General features: G+C 60.7%; 12 protein-coding genes. 10 read left to right on the forward strand and 2 right to left on the reverse strand.

The features are described 5' to 3' along the window. Positions 1–2 precede the first annotated feature (2 nt). The 3 genes from BMAGN_RS02445 (at position 3) to BMAGN_RS02455 (ending at position 2,721) form a co-directional block, all read left to right on the forward strand. Positions 3–680 (forward strand): methionine ABC transporter permease, encoded by a 678-nt coding sequence (locus tag BMAGN_RS02445; RefSeq protein ID WP_026501847.1) that lies wholly within the window; start codon positions 3–5, stop codon positions 678–680. A 39-nt stretch (positions 681–719) separates the two neighbouring features. Continuing rightward, the gene (locus tag BMAGN_RS02450) at positions 720–2,414 is read left to right on the forward strand and encodes an NAD+ synthase (RefSeq protein ID WP_022859131.1); all 1,695 of its coding nucleotides are present in this window, start codon (positions 720–722) and stop codon (positions 2,412–2,414) included. Between the two features lie 97 nt (positions 2,415–2,511). Beyond that, positions 2,512–2,721 carry a hypothetical protein gene (locus BMAGN_RS02455; RefSeq protein ID WP_022859132.1) on the forward strand — a complete coding sequence of 70 codons (210 nt, stop codon included), beginning with the start codon at positions 2,512–2,514 and terminating at the stop codon, positions 2,719–2,721. 5 nt (positions 2,722–2,726) lie between these two features. Here the strand turns inward: BMAGN_RS02455 and BMAGN_RS02460 are convergent, their stop codons facing one another. Continuing rightward, on the reverse strand, positions 2,727–4,229 hold the full coding sequence (locus BMAGN_RS02460) for a right-handed parallel beta-helix repeat-containing protein (protein ID WP_051126581.1): 1,503 nt from the start codon (positions 4,227–4,229) through the stop codon (positions 2,727–2,729). A 216-nt stretch (positions 4,230–4,445) separates the two neighbouring features. Between BMAGN_RS02460 and BMAGN_RS02465 the strand changes: the two genes are divergently transcribed. The 7 genes from BMAGN_RS02465 to BMAGN_RS02495 all read left to right on the forward strand — a co-directional run bounded on the left by BMAGN_RS02465 (position 4,446) and on the right by BMAGN_RS02495 (position 13,719). Then, positions 4,446–5,777 carry an ABC transporter substrate-binding protein gene (locus tag BMAGN_RS02465; protein ID WP_022859134.1) on the forward strand — a complete coding sequence of 444 codons (1,332 nt, stop codon included), beginning with the start codon at positions 4,446–4,448 and terminating at the stop codon, positions 5,775–5,777. Positions 5,778–5,865: 88 nt separating this feature from the next. Then, positions 5,866–6,825 carry a carbohydrate ABC transporter permease gene (locus tag BMAGN_RS02470; RefSeq protein ID WP_026501848.1) on the forward strand — a complete coding sequence of 320 codons (960 nt, stop codon included), beginning with the start codon at positions 5,866–5,868 and terminating at the stop codon, positions 6,823–6,825. After that, positions 6,822–7,772 (forward strand): carbohydrate ABC transporter permease, encoded by a 951-nt coding sequence (locus tag BMAGN_RS02475; protein WP_022859136.1) that lies wholly within the window; start codon positions 6,822–6,824, stop codon positions 7,770–7,772. Before BMAGN_RS02470 ends, BMAGN_RS02475 begins: the two co-directional genes overlap by 4 nt. A gap of 74 nt (positions 7,773–7,846) precedes the next feature. Next, positions 7,847–10,015 carry a 1,3-beta-galactosyl-N-acetylhexosamine phosphorylase gene (gene gnpA, locus BMAGN_RS02480; protein ID WP_022859137.1) on the forward strand — a complete coding sequence of 723 codons (2,169 nt, stop codon included), beginning with the start codon at positions 7,847–7,849 and terminating at the stop codon, positions 10,013–10,015. A 33-nt stretch (positions 10,016–10,048) separates the two neighbouring features. Beyond that, complete coding sequence (locus tag BMAGN_RS02485; protein ID WP_022859138.1) at positions 10,049–11,128, forward strand: phosphotransferase enzyme family protein; 1,080 nt, start codon at positions 10,049–10,051, stop codon at positions 11,126–11,128. Between the two features lie 4 nt (positions 11,129–11,132). Then, positions 11,133–12,701 (forward strand): galactose-1-phosphate uridylyltransferase, encoded by a 1,569-nt coding sequence (locus tag BMAGN_RS02490; protein WP_033510564.1) that lies wholly within the window; start codon positions 11,133–11,135, stop codon positions 12,699–12,701. A 100-nt stretch (positions 12,702–12,801) separates the two neighbouring features. Further along, entirely contained in the window at positions 12,802–13,719 is a 918-nt protein-coding gene (locus tag BMAGN_RS02495) for an ROK family protein (RefSeq protein ID WP_022859140.1), read from the forward strand. On the opposite strand, the gene BMAGN_RS02500 is transcribed toward BMAGN_RS02495, so the two are convergent. Continuing rightward, entirely contained in the window at positions 13,709–14,851 is a 1,143-nt protein-coding gene (locus BMAGN_RS02500; RefSeq protein WP_022859141.1) for an ROK family transcriptional regulator, read from the reverse strand. The genes BMAGN_RS02495 and BMAGN_RS02500 overlap by 11 nt on opposite strands. Positions 14,852–15,012: the final 161 nt, after the last annotated feature.

Consider the following 15,012-nt stretch of genomic DNA (forward strand, 5'->3'; position numbering starts at 1 on the left):
TGATGGTGACATTGGCGAGCCGTAGCGATTGGTCGGTTTTGCGTCCGCTCTTGTTCCAGTCGGTGGCGCAAACGTTGCAGATGGTGTTCATCACGCTGATTATCGGCGGCGTGCTGGGTCTCGTGCTGGGTGTGGTGCTGTATGGGACGCGCCCGGGCAACCTGTTCGAGAACCGTGTGGTGTACCGCGTGCTCGATTTCCTCGTGAACGTGATCCGTCCGATTCCGTTCATCATTTTTCTTGCGGCCATGCAGCCCGTGACCGTGTCCGTAATCGGCACGTCGATCGGCACGGCGGCCGCGATTTTCCCGATGTGCGTGATGTGCACGTTTGCGACCTCCCGTTTGGTGGAACAGAATCTCGTGCCCGTGGACCACGGCATGATCGAGGCGGCGCGCGCGATGGGCGCCTCCACGTTCACGATCATCCGTACCGTGCTTATTCCGGAAGCGTTGGCGCCGCTTATTCTGGCGTACGCGTTCCTGTTCGTGGGCGTGCTCGACATGTCCGCGATGGCGGGCTATATCGGTGGCGGCGGCCTGGGTAATTTTGCGATCGCTTATGGTTACCAGAAGTTCGACCAGGCGGTCACGTGGACGGCCGTGGTGATCATGATCGTGCTCGTGCAGGTGGTGCAGGGCGTGGCCAACGCGATCGCCAAGAGACTATTGCGCCGCTAAAACGGTTTCCGGCGGCGGGACGCGTTAGACTGGAGTGCCATGAGCACTCTTCGTTTTGCACTTGCACAAATTGACACTTGCGTGGGCGACTTGGACACCAACGCCGCCAAAGTGTTGGAATACTCCCGTCGCGCCAGCGAACACCACGCCGACGTGGTGGTGTTCCCGGAAATGACGCTTACGGGATACCCGATCGAGGATCTGGCGCTGCGCGCCACCTTCCGCAAAGCCGCATGGGACAAGGCCCAGGAACTCGCACTCAAGCTCGCGGGCGATGGCCTGGGCGGCCTGTATGTGGCCGTGGGCACGATCGGTACGGACCATGACAACGGCAAGCCGCGCAACCGCATGATCATGCTGCACGACGGCGTGGTCTGGGGTGGATACGACAAGCACTTCCTGCCCAACTACGGCGTATTCGACGAGTTCCGCATTTTCTCCGCGGGCGAGCGCTCCAAGGTGTTCGAGATCAACGGCGTGCGCGTGGGCGTGGCCATTTGCGAGGACATCTGGCAAGACGGCGGTCCCGTCGCCAAGCTCGTGAAAGAAAACATCGACGTGCTGATGACGATGAATGGCTCCCCATACGAAGAAGGCAAAACGCATGTGCGCTTCGACCTGGCGTGCAAACGCGCCGACGAGCTGCAGGCGCCACTGCTGTATGTGAACCAGGTGGGCGGCCAGGACGATCTCGTGTTCGACGGCGGCAGCTTCGCCGTGGACTATGACGGCACGCTGATCGAACGCAGCCCCATGTTCATGGAAAACCTGAGCTACGTGGACATCGACACGGACAAGACGCACCAGGACGTGTCCACCGTGGCGCCCGTGCCGAACAGCGACGAGGAAGTCTACACGGCCTGCGTGCTGGGCTTGAAGGACTATATGGCCAAGAACCACTTCACGGGCGTATGCCTGGGCCTTTCGGGCGGCATCGACTCGGCCCTGGTGGCCGCCATGGCCGCCGACGCGTGCGGAGGCGAACACGTGCAAGGCATTTCCATGCCAAGCATGTACTCCTCGGACGGTTCCAAAGACGACGCGGCCGATTTGGCGCACAACATTGGCGCCGGTTATGACGTGCAGCCGATCGAACCGTTGTTCAAGGCGTTCCAGCAGCAGCTCGACCTGCAGTCCGTGGCCGCCGAAAACCTGCAGGCCCGCATCCGCGGCGTCATCGTGATGGCGTACTCCAACTCCCGCGGGCTGCTGGCGCTCGCCACGGGCAACAAGTCCGAGCTTGCCTGCGGCTATTCGACGATTTACGGCGACGCCGTGGGCGGATACGCGCCGATCAAGGACATTTTCAAGACCAAGGTGTGGCAGCTGTCGCGTTGGCGCAACGAGGCCGCACGCCAGGGCATGGGCATCGGAGGCCTGCATATTGTGGGCAATGAGGACGGATGGGCCGGCAAGCAGGTCGAGGGCGACATCATCCCCGTCAACTCGATTGTCAAGCCGCCAAGCGCCGAACTGCGCCCGGGCCAGAAGGACTCGGACTCGCTGCCCGAATACGAGCTGCTCGACAAGGTGCTCGAAGCGTATATCGAGCACGCCCATGGACGTGCCGATCTGTTGGCCGACGGTTTTGACGAGCAGACCGTGGATACCGTGATGCGTCTGGTGGACCGCGCCGAATGGAAGCGCCGCCAGTATCCGCTCGGACCGAAGGTGAGCGCGCTCGCGTTCGGCCGTGACAGGCGACTGCCCGTCACGAACGCATTCCGCGAATAGCGTGGAGGCGCGGGGCCCGTGCGGACCCTGCGCTTACAATCGGTGCAGACACGTTGAACGCCCGGCGTATGCGCCGGGCACGAGGAAAGGAACGTCCATGAGCCAAGACAATGAAGAGTGGTACTACAACACGGCTACGGGCAAGGTGGAGCTTGGCCCCAAGTCGCCCATGGCGAACCGCCTCGGCCCGTACAAGACCAAGGAAGAAGCGGAAAACGCGTTGAAGATCGCCGAAGAGCGCAACAAGGCCTGGGAAGACCAGGACCATGAGTGGAACTCGTGGAACGGGGCTTCCTCGGCCAAGTGAGGACGTTATGAGCTGAGCGCTTCCCTGTCTTCCGGGGGACTTCCCTCAAACCCCACATATATGTTGGCGCGCCATCGTACGTCGGATCCTTCGGGATGCCACACGGTGGCGCGTTTTGTTTGTTGTTGTTCTTCTTCTTTGCCGTGGCTCACGGCGGATAGCCGGATGAAATTGTTGCGCTCAATCAGCGCGGCGCCCGTGGCGCGGTCGAGCCGCAGCGGTTCGCAGTCGTCGGCGAGCAGGAACGTGTTGCCATGCACCCACGCGTCGGGATTCTTGGGAATGTCGATTGCTCCCATGTGGTCGTTGACGGCCGTATTGCCCACGAATTCGGAACGTACGGCCATCGCTTCGCAAAACATCACGGTGCCGCCCGAATTGCCGGACGAATAATTGTGGCGGTAAATGGTGCCGTCCCCGAAGTCGGCGTCCCACGCTTGCCCGTCGCCGTTGCCATGGTCCGCATTCAATGTGTCGTACGCCTCGTTGTATTCGAATACCGCGTCCTTGCAGCGCCACGGCCAGATGGCGGCGGCCACGCGGTCGTTAGCCGTGGCCGTATAGATGTCGGAGCGGATGAAGCGTGCGGCCCGGCGCGATATGTTGTGGTCCACGAGCGGGCGCAGCGCGTACATGACGGTGATGGCGTCGCCTCCAGCGTCCTCCACAATGTTGTGGTCGATGCGCACGTTGGTGGCGCCATATGTTTCAAGCGTTTCGTCGGCAATGGTGCCGTCGCCATAGTCGAAGGTGTTGGTCCACGCGCCCCGTTCGTCGCGCGCGCCGTGGTCGATCATGTTGAGCCAGGCGGTATATCCCACGGCGATGCCCCAACGCGTGGTCCTCTCCACACGGCAGCCCGTGATGCGAATGTCGTCGAATCGGGAGATCGCGGGATTTGCGTCCGGTCCGGCCGTAATTTCGGGCATGTGCGCAAGAACTTGAATGCCGCCGTTGGCCATGTGCTTGATATAAATATTGCCGTCCACGTCGTGAACATGGAGCCGCTCGAGCAAAACATGGCGGATGGTTCCCGCATTTTCGGCGATTACGGCTACGCCTGTGCGGTCCATGACTTCCAAGTCGTTGAACCGCAGTCCGTCGGTGTCATCGACGCGCCTGTTGGAAATCTCTAGGTCGCGCACCTCCACGTACGCCATGTCCCGCAACAATACGGCTGTGGATACCGGTCCGCGGTTGCGGTGCGGGGAGCCGCCGATGGGCGCACGGTAATCCTGCTGCCATACGCCGCTCCCATTGGCTGCGATATGGGGAGCGGGCGCGTCCGCATCGCCGTACGCGCCAATGGTTATGGGACTGTCTGGCGCGCCCGAACCGCGCGGATGGAGATATTGGTCCGTAAACGTGTCTCCACGCCGCAGCAGGACGCGGTCGCCGGGGCCAAGCGACAAGGCGTTGACCATGCCCAGCGAAGCGAAGGCCGACTGTTCGCTCAATCCGTCATGGGCATCGTTGCCAAGGGATGAGGAAACGTAATACGTACGCATGGGAACCTCCATTGGTAAGCGTGCGCATTTAATTGTAATTGGTATTTACAAAATAGGAAAATTATCAATAATCGATCGGCTAATATTGCTAAAAATCGTTGATATTACGCGCGACACTCTTTATTGTAAACTATGTTGACAATATATTTCACAATTTCTACACTTAAGGGAGTTACCACAACGGGGTGGCAGCTCATTGAATGAGGAGAAAAGCACATGGTTTCCTATACGAAGCGACTGTTCGCTGGTGTGGCTGCCATAGCAGCCTTGGGCATGGGACTGGTGGGCTGCGGCTCGTCGTCCGGCGATTCCTCGGCGTCGTCGAATGCGGACGCAAGCAAGGACTCGGGCGAAGTCGTCAAAATCACTTACATGCACCGTCTTCCGGACAACGAAGGCATGACCACGGTGGACTCGATTGTCGACCAGTGGAACAAGGACCATCCGAATATCCAGGTCACGGCGACCAAGTTCAACGGCAACGCGTCGGACATGATCAAGAAGCTGGAAACGGACGTCAAGTCGGGCAACGCGCCGGATCTGGCGCAAGTCGGCTACGCCGAACTGCCCGAGGTCTACACCAAAGGCATGCTCGAGGACGTGACGCAGTACGCGGAACAGTACAAGGACCACTTCGCGGAAGGCCCCTACAACCTCATGCAGGTGGGCGGCAAATATTACGGGCTGCCGCAGGACACGGGACCGCTGGTCTATTTCTACAACAAGAAGGCTTTTGACGAGCTCGGCCTTGCAGTGCCGGGCACGCAGGAGGAACTGATCGCGGCCGCCAAGAAGGCCGCCGCTGCAGGCAAATACATCATGTCGTTCCAGGCGGACGAAGCAGGCAACATGCTTACGGGTCTGGCCGGCGCTTCGAGCAACTGGTACACCGTTAAGGACGACGCCTGGGTAGTGGACACCGACACCGACGGATCCAAGGCCGTAGCCAAGGTTTACCAGGAACTGCTTGACTCGAAGGCCGTTGCCACCAATCCGCGCTGGGACCCGTCCTTCGACGCGTCGTTGCAGAAGGAAGAACTTGTCGGCACTATCGGAGCGGCATGGGAAGCCCCGCTGCTCATGCAGTCCATCGGCGACTCGGGCAAGGGCAACTGGGCCGTGGCGCAAGTTGGCGACTGGTTCGACAATGATGGCAAAACCGGTCCCGACGGCGGTTCCGGCGTAGCGGTGCTCAAGGGCTGCGAACATGGCAAGGAAGCCATGGAATTCCTCGACTGGTTCAACACCCAGACCGACGCCCTCATCAGCCAAGGTCTCGTGGTGGCCACAAGCGACACCGACGTGAAAACGCCGGATTCCTGGAAGGAATACTACGGCGGCCAGGACATCATGGCCGAATTCGTGAAGGCCAATGACAACATGGGCGACTTCACCTACATTCCGGGATTCTCCGCCGTAGCCACCGCCATGACCGAAGCGGCCTCCAAGGCGGCCTCCGGCAAGGGCACCGTGGCGGACATCTTCGCTGCCGCGCAAACCACCTCCATCGACACGCTCAAGGACTACGGTCTGTCCATCGCGCAATAACCGCCAGCGCCATTAACCAATCAGGCCGGAGCGGCAACCACAGCCCTCCGGCCTTTTCATAGCAATTGCAGGAAAGGGCTGTATTCCCATGACCACACCAACACGGGCCGCGATGAAAGGGCGTGGCGTCGCCAAACGGTCCGAAGCCGTCAAACGCGAAGAACGTACCGGATGGACGTTCATGGTCCCGTTCTGTCTTCTCTTTCTTATCGTTTTCGTCGTTCCCATCATCTGGGCCATCTACCAGAGCTTCTTCCAGCAAGTGGCCACGGGCGGCGGCGCCTATGGCGGCGGCACGCTGGAAAACAAATTCGTGGGACTCGCGAACTTCCAATACGTCATCACGTCGAAAGCGTTCTGGTCGGGCATCGGGCGCGTTTTCATCTACACGGTCATCCAAGTGCCGCTTATGATCATCCTGGCGCTCGCTCTGGCCATGCTCATGGATTCGTTCATCGTCAAGCACGTGTCGGGATTCCGGCTGCTGTATTTCTTGCCCTACGCCATTCCGGGAGTCGTCGCCTCGATCATCTGGGTGTTTCTGTACAACCAGCAGATTTCCCCGATTGTGAAGTTCTGCGAACTGTTCGGGCTGCATCCCGATTTCTTCGCCAACAACGTCGTGATCGGATCCATGGCCAACATCACCACTTGGACGTTCACGGGCTACAACATGCTCATTTTCCTCGCGGCATTGCAGGCCATCCCTCACGACCTGTATGAGGCGGCGCGCATCGACGGCGCCAACGGATGGCAGATCGCCATGAAAATCAAGCTTCCGAACGTGCGCGGGGCGGCGCTGCTGGCCATGCTGCTTTCGATTGTCGGCACAATCCAGCTGTTCAACGAACCGCAGGTCATGCAGACGGCCGATCCGGGCATCTCCGATTCGTTCACGCCAATGATGATGGCGCTCAACACGTCACGTGGATCGCTTACGCCCAAGGGGGACGGACCGGCCTCGGCCATAGCCATTGTCATGGCGTTGATCGCGGGCGTGCTCGCGGCCACCTACGCGCTTGTGGAAAGGAAGGTGAACGAGTCATGAGCCAGGCCAACACCATGTCTCGCCAAGACCGTCGCGCGCTGCGCAAAGCCGAAAAATTGCGCGACAAGGCGGCCAATGAGCTGCCACCGTCGTTGCGCCCCAACAAATTCGTGAAGGCCTTGACGATCCTCGTGCTTGTCATCGCCCTGATCTATTTCACGTTCCCGATCTACTGGGCCATCATCGCCTCCACCAAATCGCCATCGCAGCTGACCAACAGCAACGGCATATGGTTCGCCGTGGGACTTGACGAATTGCCCGACGCCATCGCGAAAAACTATGCGGGTCTGTTGGGCTGGACCAAGGGCAAATTCTGGCGCTGGGTGCTCAATTCGCTCATCTATTCGGGAGTTTCCGCTGTAATCGGCACCGTGGTGGCCGTCATGGCCGGATATGCCACGGCCAAGTTCCGCTTCCGTGGCAAAGGCGTGATCATCGGCGTGATTATGGCGTCCATGCTCATGCCGGCGGCATTGCTGACCATTCCGCAGTATTCGATTTTCAATGCGATCGGACTCGACAACACGATGCTGTCCGTCATCATCCCGTGCTGCGTTTCCCCGTTCGGCTTTTTCCTCGGCCGCGTATACGCGCAAAGTTCCGTTCCCGACGAGCTGCTCGAGGCGGCGCGCATCGACGGGGCGGGGGAGGCCCGCATCTTCTTTACGATTGTGTTGCGCATCCTTGCGCCCGCCATGGTCACGATTTTCCTGTTCATGTTCGTGGCCACCTGGAACAACTTCCTGCTGCCGCTCATGATGCTGTCGAGCACCGACCTGCAGCCTGTGACACTGGGCCTGTATGGCATGGTGTCGCTGGCCACGTTCACCGACCGTGGCGCCCTGATGATGGGCGCGCTGCTTGGCGTGCTGCCCGTAATCATCCTGTTCCTGTTCCTGCAACGCTACTGGAAGGCCGGCCTGGCTGCGGGCGCCGTCAAGGGCTAGTCATTCGCGCGTTTCCCGCCGATCATCCATCCAATAATTCGACCGCACCCATCTACCTAAAGGACATTCCCATCATGACTACTTCCGGACGTTTCACCTTGCCGAGCGAGGAGAATTTCGCCGCCGAAACCAAGCGTCTCGCCGACCTGTGGGGCGCCGACGCCATCCGCAATTCCGACGGCACGCATCTTGACGACGAGGTCAAGGCGTTGGGCAAAACAATTTATAGCGCCTATTTCCCGAGCCGCGCCCATAACGAGTGGATCAGCATGCACATGGACGAGACGCCGCAAGTGTATTTGCTTACGCAACGCGTGCTCGCCGAAAGCACGAATGCCGGCATAAAACTTATGGCCACATTCTACGAAGAGCAGCTGCAGCCCAATTGGGACGCCGATCCAAAGAAATACTGGGAGGTTGTGGACCGGACCACGGGCGATGTGGTGGATCCGGGCCAATGGGAGTACGACCGCGAAGCCGGTACCGTGACCATCCATGACACGCGGCCCATGCACGAATACACGGTTTCCTTCCTGGCCTACATCATTTGGGATCCCGTGGAAATGTACAACCACCTGACCAACGACTGGGGCGACAAGGAACACGAGATTCCGTTCGACATTTACCATGAGCGCACGCGCAAATTCGTGATGGGCACCTTCGCCCAATGGCTCCACGACAATCCGGAAACGGACGTGGTGCGGTTCACCACCTTCTTCTACCAATTCACGCTCATCTTCGACCAGCAGCATCGCGAGAAAATCGTCGACTGGTTCGGATCCGGCTGCGCCGTCAGCCCGCAGGCGCTGGACGATTTTGAACGCGAATACGGCTACCGTCTGCGCCCCGAGGACTTCGTGGACGAAGGCTGCTACAACTCGGCCTGGCGTATTCCACGTCAACCGCAGCGCGACTGGATCGATTTCCTGTCCACTTTCGTGCGCGCCAACGTGAAAACCATGGTGTCCATGGCGCATGAAGCCGGCAAGGAAGCCATGATGTTCCTCGGCGACCAGTGGATCGGCACCGAACCGTACAAGGACGGATTTGAAGACTTGGGACTCGACGCCGTGGTCGGTTCCATCGGAGACGGCACCACGACGCGCATGATCAGCGACATTACGGGCGTGCGCTACACCGAAGGACGCTTCCTGCCGTACTTCTTCCCCGACACCTTCCATGAGGGCAACGACCCGAGCATTGAGGCGTGGGACAACTGGCGCAAGGCGCGCCGCGCCATTTTGCGCAGCCCCGTAGCGCGCATGGGATATGGCGGATATCTCTCGTTGGCGGCCAAATTCCCCAAATTCGTGGACGCCGTTACCCGGATCGCTGACCAGTTCCGCGAACTGCACGAAAAAACGGACGGCCAAGGCGCCGAAGGCGAACTCAACGTGGCGATCCTCAACTGTTGGGGCCGCATGCGCTCCTGGATGGCCTACACCGTGGCGCACGCGCTGCCCAACAAGCAGACTTATTCGTATTACGGCATTCTCGAGGCACTTTCGGGCATGCGCGTCAACGTACGGTTCATCAGTTTCGACGACGTGCTCACACATGGTGTGGATGAAGGCCTTGACGTCATCATCACGGGAGGCCCCGTGAATACGGCGTATTCGGGAGGCGACATTTGGAACGATGCGCGTCTCGTCTCCACCTTGCGCGCCTGGGTGCGCGCGGGCGGCGCGCTTGTGGGCGTGGGCGAGCCCGCCTCAGTGGCCGGCCGCGGCGACCGGTTCTTCCAGATCGCCGACATTCTCGGCGTCGACGAGGAGCGGTTCCAGACGCTGTCCGTCGACAAATACTTCCCGTCCGTCACAAAAGACCATTTCATCACGGCTGACGTGCGCGAAGGCGAGACCATCGATTTTGGCGAGGCCGTCGCGAACACGTATCCGATCAACGAACGTGTCACGCTGCTAAGCGCACAAGACGGAGAAGTACAGCTCGCCGTCAACGATTACGGCGAAGGTCGCGGCGTCTACATTTCCGGACTGCCATATTCGGCTGCCAACGCGAGACTGCTGGAACGCGCGCTGTTCTACGCGAGCCGGCGCGAACGCGACTACGCGCCGTTCAGCTCCTCGAATCCCGAATGCGAAGTCGCACGCTTCCCGCAAACCGGCTGGTACTGCGTGGTCAACAACACGGACCGCGCCCAATCGACCAACGTGCGCACGGGAGAAGGAAGCGTGCAACATTTCGATCTCGAACCCAACGGCATCGTCTGGCGCGGCTTGTAACGCCAGCAACCACCAGTGAGCAAAGGAGCTCCCATGACTTTACCGGCCCGGCAGGCGGCGGAACTTTTCCAGCTGGAAGGCGCCGTTGAATCGGTCGAACCGTACGGTGACGGCCATATCAACGCCACCTATCTTGTGACCTGCGACCAATCGAGATACATTCTCCAACGCATGAACACCACCGTGTTTCCCGACACGGACGCGCTGATGCGCAATATCGGGCTCGTCACGCAATTCCTGCGCTCGCGCGGCCAGGAAACGCTGGAACTTGTGCCCGCACGCAATGGCGCCACCCATGTGGTCTATGACGGCCAACCGTGGCGCATGTACCGATTCATCGAATCGACACGCTCCTACAACCTGACGCGTAACGCGGACGTGTTCCGTGCGGCCGGTAAAGCCTTCGGAGAATTCCAGCGCGATCTTGGCGACTTCGACGCAAGCCTGCTGGCTGAAACCATCCCCGACTTTCATAACACGCCCAAACGCCACCGAGACTTGCTCGCGGCCGTGGAACGCGACAGCGCGGGAAGAGCGGACAGCGTGCGCAAGGAAATCGAATTCTACCGCGAGCGCGCCGAGTTCGCGCCGCTGATCACCAACGCGCTCGCGGACGGTACCATACCGCTGCGCGTCACACACAACGACACCAAACTCAACAACATCCTCATGGACGCGACCACGGGAACGTCCCGCGCCATCATCGACCTCGACACCGTGATGCCCGGCAGCATGCTCTACGATTTCGGCGACTCGATCCGTTTTGGGGCGTCCACGGCCCTCGAAGATGAGCCCGACCTCGACAACGTGCATTTTTCGCTGCCGTTGTTTGAAGCGTATGCGCAAGGATTCCTTGAACCGTTGCGCGAGGTGGCGACCCCCACCGAAATCGGCATGTTGGGGCAAGGCGCGGCCATGATGACGTTCGAATGCGGCATGCGGTTCCTGACGGACTACCTGGACGGCGACCGGTATTTCGCCACCACATATCCCGAGCACAATCTCGTGCGCACGCACACGCAAATGAAACTGCTCGAAGACATGGAACGGCAGATGGCCGCCATGGACGCCGCAGTGCGTGCCATCGCCGGAGCGCCGCCCACAAGGTCGTGACACCATGAAACACCGAAACGACCACGATCACGCCGCCGCCGTGAGCCGCGCCATAGACGCGCTGCTCGATTACGCCGCGCAGTATCTGGACCTTGAGCCCGCGGACAGGGACTACACGTGCAACATGCTGCTGGACCTGCTCGGGTTCAACCAGTACCGGATCGTGCCCACAACAGGCACCGGCACCACGGAGGTCCGTACGGCGGATACCGGCGGTATGCCCGACGACCTGATGGCGCAAACCCTCCAAGCCGTGAGAGACGCGGGGCTATGCGCCGGGCTCGATAATGCGGCGCTTGCCGACGCCATCATGAATACGCTTTCCGCGAGGCCTTCACGTATCCAGCGCATATTTGAAAACCTGTGCCAGGAGCGCGGAGCCGCCACGGCCATGCGCTGGCTGTATGCCTACGGACTGCACAACGGATACATCCATGGGCGCCAGCTGGCGCGCAACCCGCGTTTTGAAGAAGACGGGCTCGTAATCACGATCAACACGGCCAAGCCCGAATTCAAAACGATGGCCGCGGCTGCGGCCGGCACGAGTGTGCAAAGCGGGTATCCCGAATGCACGATCTGCCATGCCAACGAAGGCTTCGGCGGCCGCGACAAGCGCACATTGCGTATCATTCCCGTTACTTTGGGCGGGGAACCATGGTTCTGGCAATTTTCCCCTTACGGGTACTTCCGCGAGCACGGCATCTGTGTCAACACACGCCATACGCCCATGCACGTGGACCGTGCGACCTTCGGGCGATTGTGCGATTTCACGGACCGTTTCCCTTCGTATTTCCTGGGCTGCAACGCGGCGTTGCCGCGCATCGGCGGATCCGTGCTCGCGCACGACCATTACCAGGGCGGCGGCGAACCCATGCCCATGCATCGCGCGTCCGCCGTGCGCTCGCGGCCCGCGGCGCAAGCGCCCGAGGTGATGGTGGATATCATCGACTGGCCCGGTACGGTGATCAGGTTGCGCTCCCGTTCGCGTGAAGCGCTGGTGGAGGTCGCGGATCGCATCCGCGTGGCATGGGAACACTATGACAACGCCGCATATGGCATCGCCAGCCATAACGGCCGTGGCGAGCGCCAGTCGGCCGTGTCGCCGACCGTCGTGAAAACGGGTGCCGGCGGCCGGGGCGGGGAAGTCCGGGAACCTGCATACGAGCTGAGTCTTATTTTGCGCAACAACGCCGTTTCCCGTGAGCATCCAGAAGGCGTGTTCCATGCACATGAAGAGTTTTGGCCCATCAAGCATGAGCCTATCGGCCTGATCGAGGCGCAAGGCCTGTTCGTGTTGCCGGGGCGGCTTACGCGGCAATTGGCCGGCGTACGTCGCGCGCTATGCGAAGGGGCCGCATTGCCCGAAGAGTTGCGGGAATTCACCATGATATATGACGAAACGCAAGTAAGGCTTGGTGTGGCGCATGGGTCGCATATTCCATGCGACGCGCGCGCCGTGGACAAGGCTTTACGGGGCGAACTCGCCTCGATATGCCGCCGTATTTTGCGCAACACGGCCGTGTTCCCGAACACCCATGCCACGCAGGCGTTTTTGGCTGAAGCGGGGGTATGACATGCGAACCGACCGCAATAAACAGCGCGAATCGCGTGAACAGCGCAAACCGCGCGAACAATTCGAACCATTACCAGCGTTGCAAGGAAAGGACCCGGCCATGACGGACTCGTATACTGTGGGCATCGATGTGGGCGGCACCAAAATTGAAGCCGTGCTTGTGGACGGTATGGGTGTCGTGCGGGTGTGCGAGCGCATGGCGGCGCGCGGGGGAGCGGACCGGGTGGTCGCCGATTGCGCGCGTCTGGCGCGCATGGTGGCCGGGCCATATTTTCCCGAGGTGCAAGCTGTGGGCATCGGCATTCCGGGACAAGTGGATCCCACTACTGGCCATGTGGCGAATGTGGTGAACCTCGCCATTGTGGACGTGGAGCTCGCCCGTCTCGTGTCGCAGGCGTTGGGAGGCGTTCCCGTTCATGTGGAAAACGATGTGAACGCGGCCGCCTTGGGTGCCGCCCACATGCTGGACCGGGGCAGCGAGACCGTGGCGTTTTTGAATTTCGGCACGGGACTGGCCGCCGGACTCGTCTATCGCGGGCGGCTGCTACATGGCGCCAGCGGCTCGGCCGGCGAAATCGGGCATATCCCTGTGGATCCCAACCGTTTCGAATGTCCGTGCGGCCAGCGCGGATGCCTCGAAACCGTGTGTTCGGGCGCCGCCGTGGCGACGCTATGGCCGACTGGCAAAGACGATCCTCCCATGCCTGATTTGCTGGCGAAAGCCAAAGCGGGCGATCCGGCCGCGCAACGCGTGCTCGCGATCGTCAAGCACGCCATGGGCGACGCCGTGCAAATGGTGACGCAATCGGTGGATCCCGAGCTCATTGTTGTGGGTGGCGGCATGGCCAAAACGGGCCAGCCGTTGCTGGATGCGATCGGCGAGGAAGTGCAGGCGCGCGGGCGGCGTTGCCCGTTCCTCGAAAGCCTGCATATTGCCGGGCGTCTGCGTCTGGCCCCGCCCGACGAGCCGATCGGAGCGGTGGGAGCGGCATTGGCCGCGGTGCATGTCAGCGTGTGATATAAGCCTGCACCGCGGCGATGGCCGCGCCGCGCAATGTGATGTCGGCGCCCATTTGGCAGCGCCGGATCACCGTGTGCTGGTGGAATTGCGAAGAGGACATGGCGTCCAGCTCGCGTTGCGCCGATTCGAGGAACGCCATGTTGATGACGTCCGCCGGACCGTAAATGCATACGTCGCCAATGTCGAGAAGTCCGATGGGCATGGCGAGCGCCGCGGCGAACCGCCGGCCCGCGTCCTCTACAACTTGCGTGCGGTGTGCGGTGTCAAGGTCGCGCATGCGCGAACGCAATTCGCGCGCCGAAAGCAGCGTTTCCATGCAGCCGCGCTTGCCGCACGGGCATGGCGGCCCGTCTACGGGATCAATGGAAATATGTCCGATCTCGCCGCTGGCATGGTTGTCTCCGACTACGGGCACGCCGTCGACGAGTACGGCCGAGCCGATGCCGCGGTCGTTTTTGATAAACAGCAGGTTCGCTCCGGCCTGGCCGAAATAGTGCTCGGCAAGCATCGCGGCCACGGAATCGTTGACAAGCGTTACGGGAGTGTGGAAACGGCTTTCGAGCAATGCCGCCAAATCCGCATTGCGCCAGCCCAGCTGCGTGGATTCGAGTACCACGCCGTCTTTGACGGCGCCCGGGCACGCCACACCGATGCCGATGATGAAACGGTCGTCTTCCAGTTCGGAGCGCAGCTGGTCCACGATTTGCACAATGGCGTCGAGGCTGACTTCATTGTCGGGGCCGAGCGCCACTTCCATACGCTGTACGGGGCGCCCCAGAAGGTCGGTGGCCGCGCATTGGATGAGCTGGTCTTGGGACAGGTCGATGCTGATCGTGCGCACATGCGCCGTGTTCAGTCCCAGCAGCGTGGCGCGTTTGCCTTTGCCGGACGGGCTTGTTTCCGTACCCGTCTCCACGACGAGCCCCTCGTCGATCATGTCGGAAATCACGTCGGAGACGGCCACGCGGCTCAGTCCCGTGAGCCGGCCCAAGTCGGCGCGGGAATATTGGTGGCGCGGAAACAGCAGACTGAAAATAAGGGAGCGGTTTTTGCGGCGCACGTCAGACGGGCTGGCTCTGACCGCGTTTCTCAGGATGATTGGGAGCGTTGCGTTGTGCGCAGTGGCCATGCCGCCGCCTTTCGTCGATTCGATAGATCTGAATATATCCGATCCGGCAGTCCGCAAGCACACTTATGAATCGTCAATATTTCAGTAATGTTCTTTTCATTATAGAACAACCATCAATATAAATATGGTGAGAAACGCCGACAAATAGCGATTTATTAATT

Origin of the sequence: Bifidobacterium magnum, from assembly GCF_000741255.1 — a bacterium.
GTDB lineage: Bacteria > Actinomycetota > Actinomycetes > Actinomycetales > Bifidobacteriaceae > Bifidobacterium > Bifidobacterium magnum.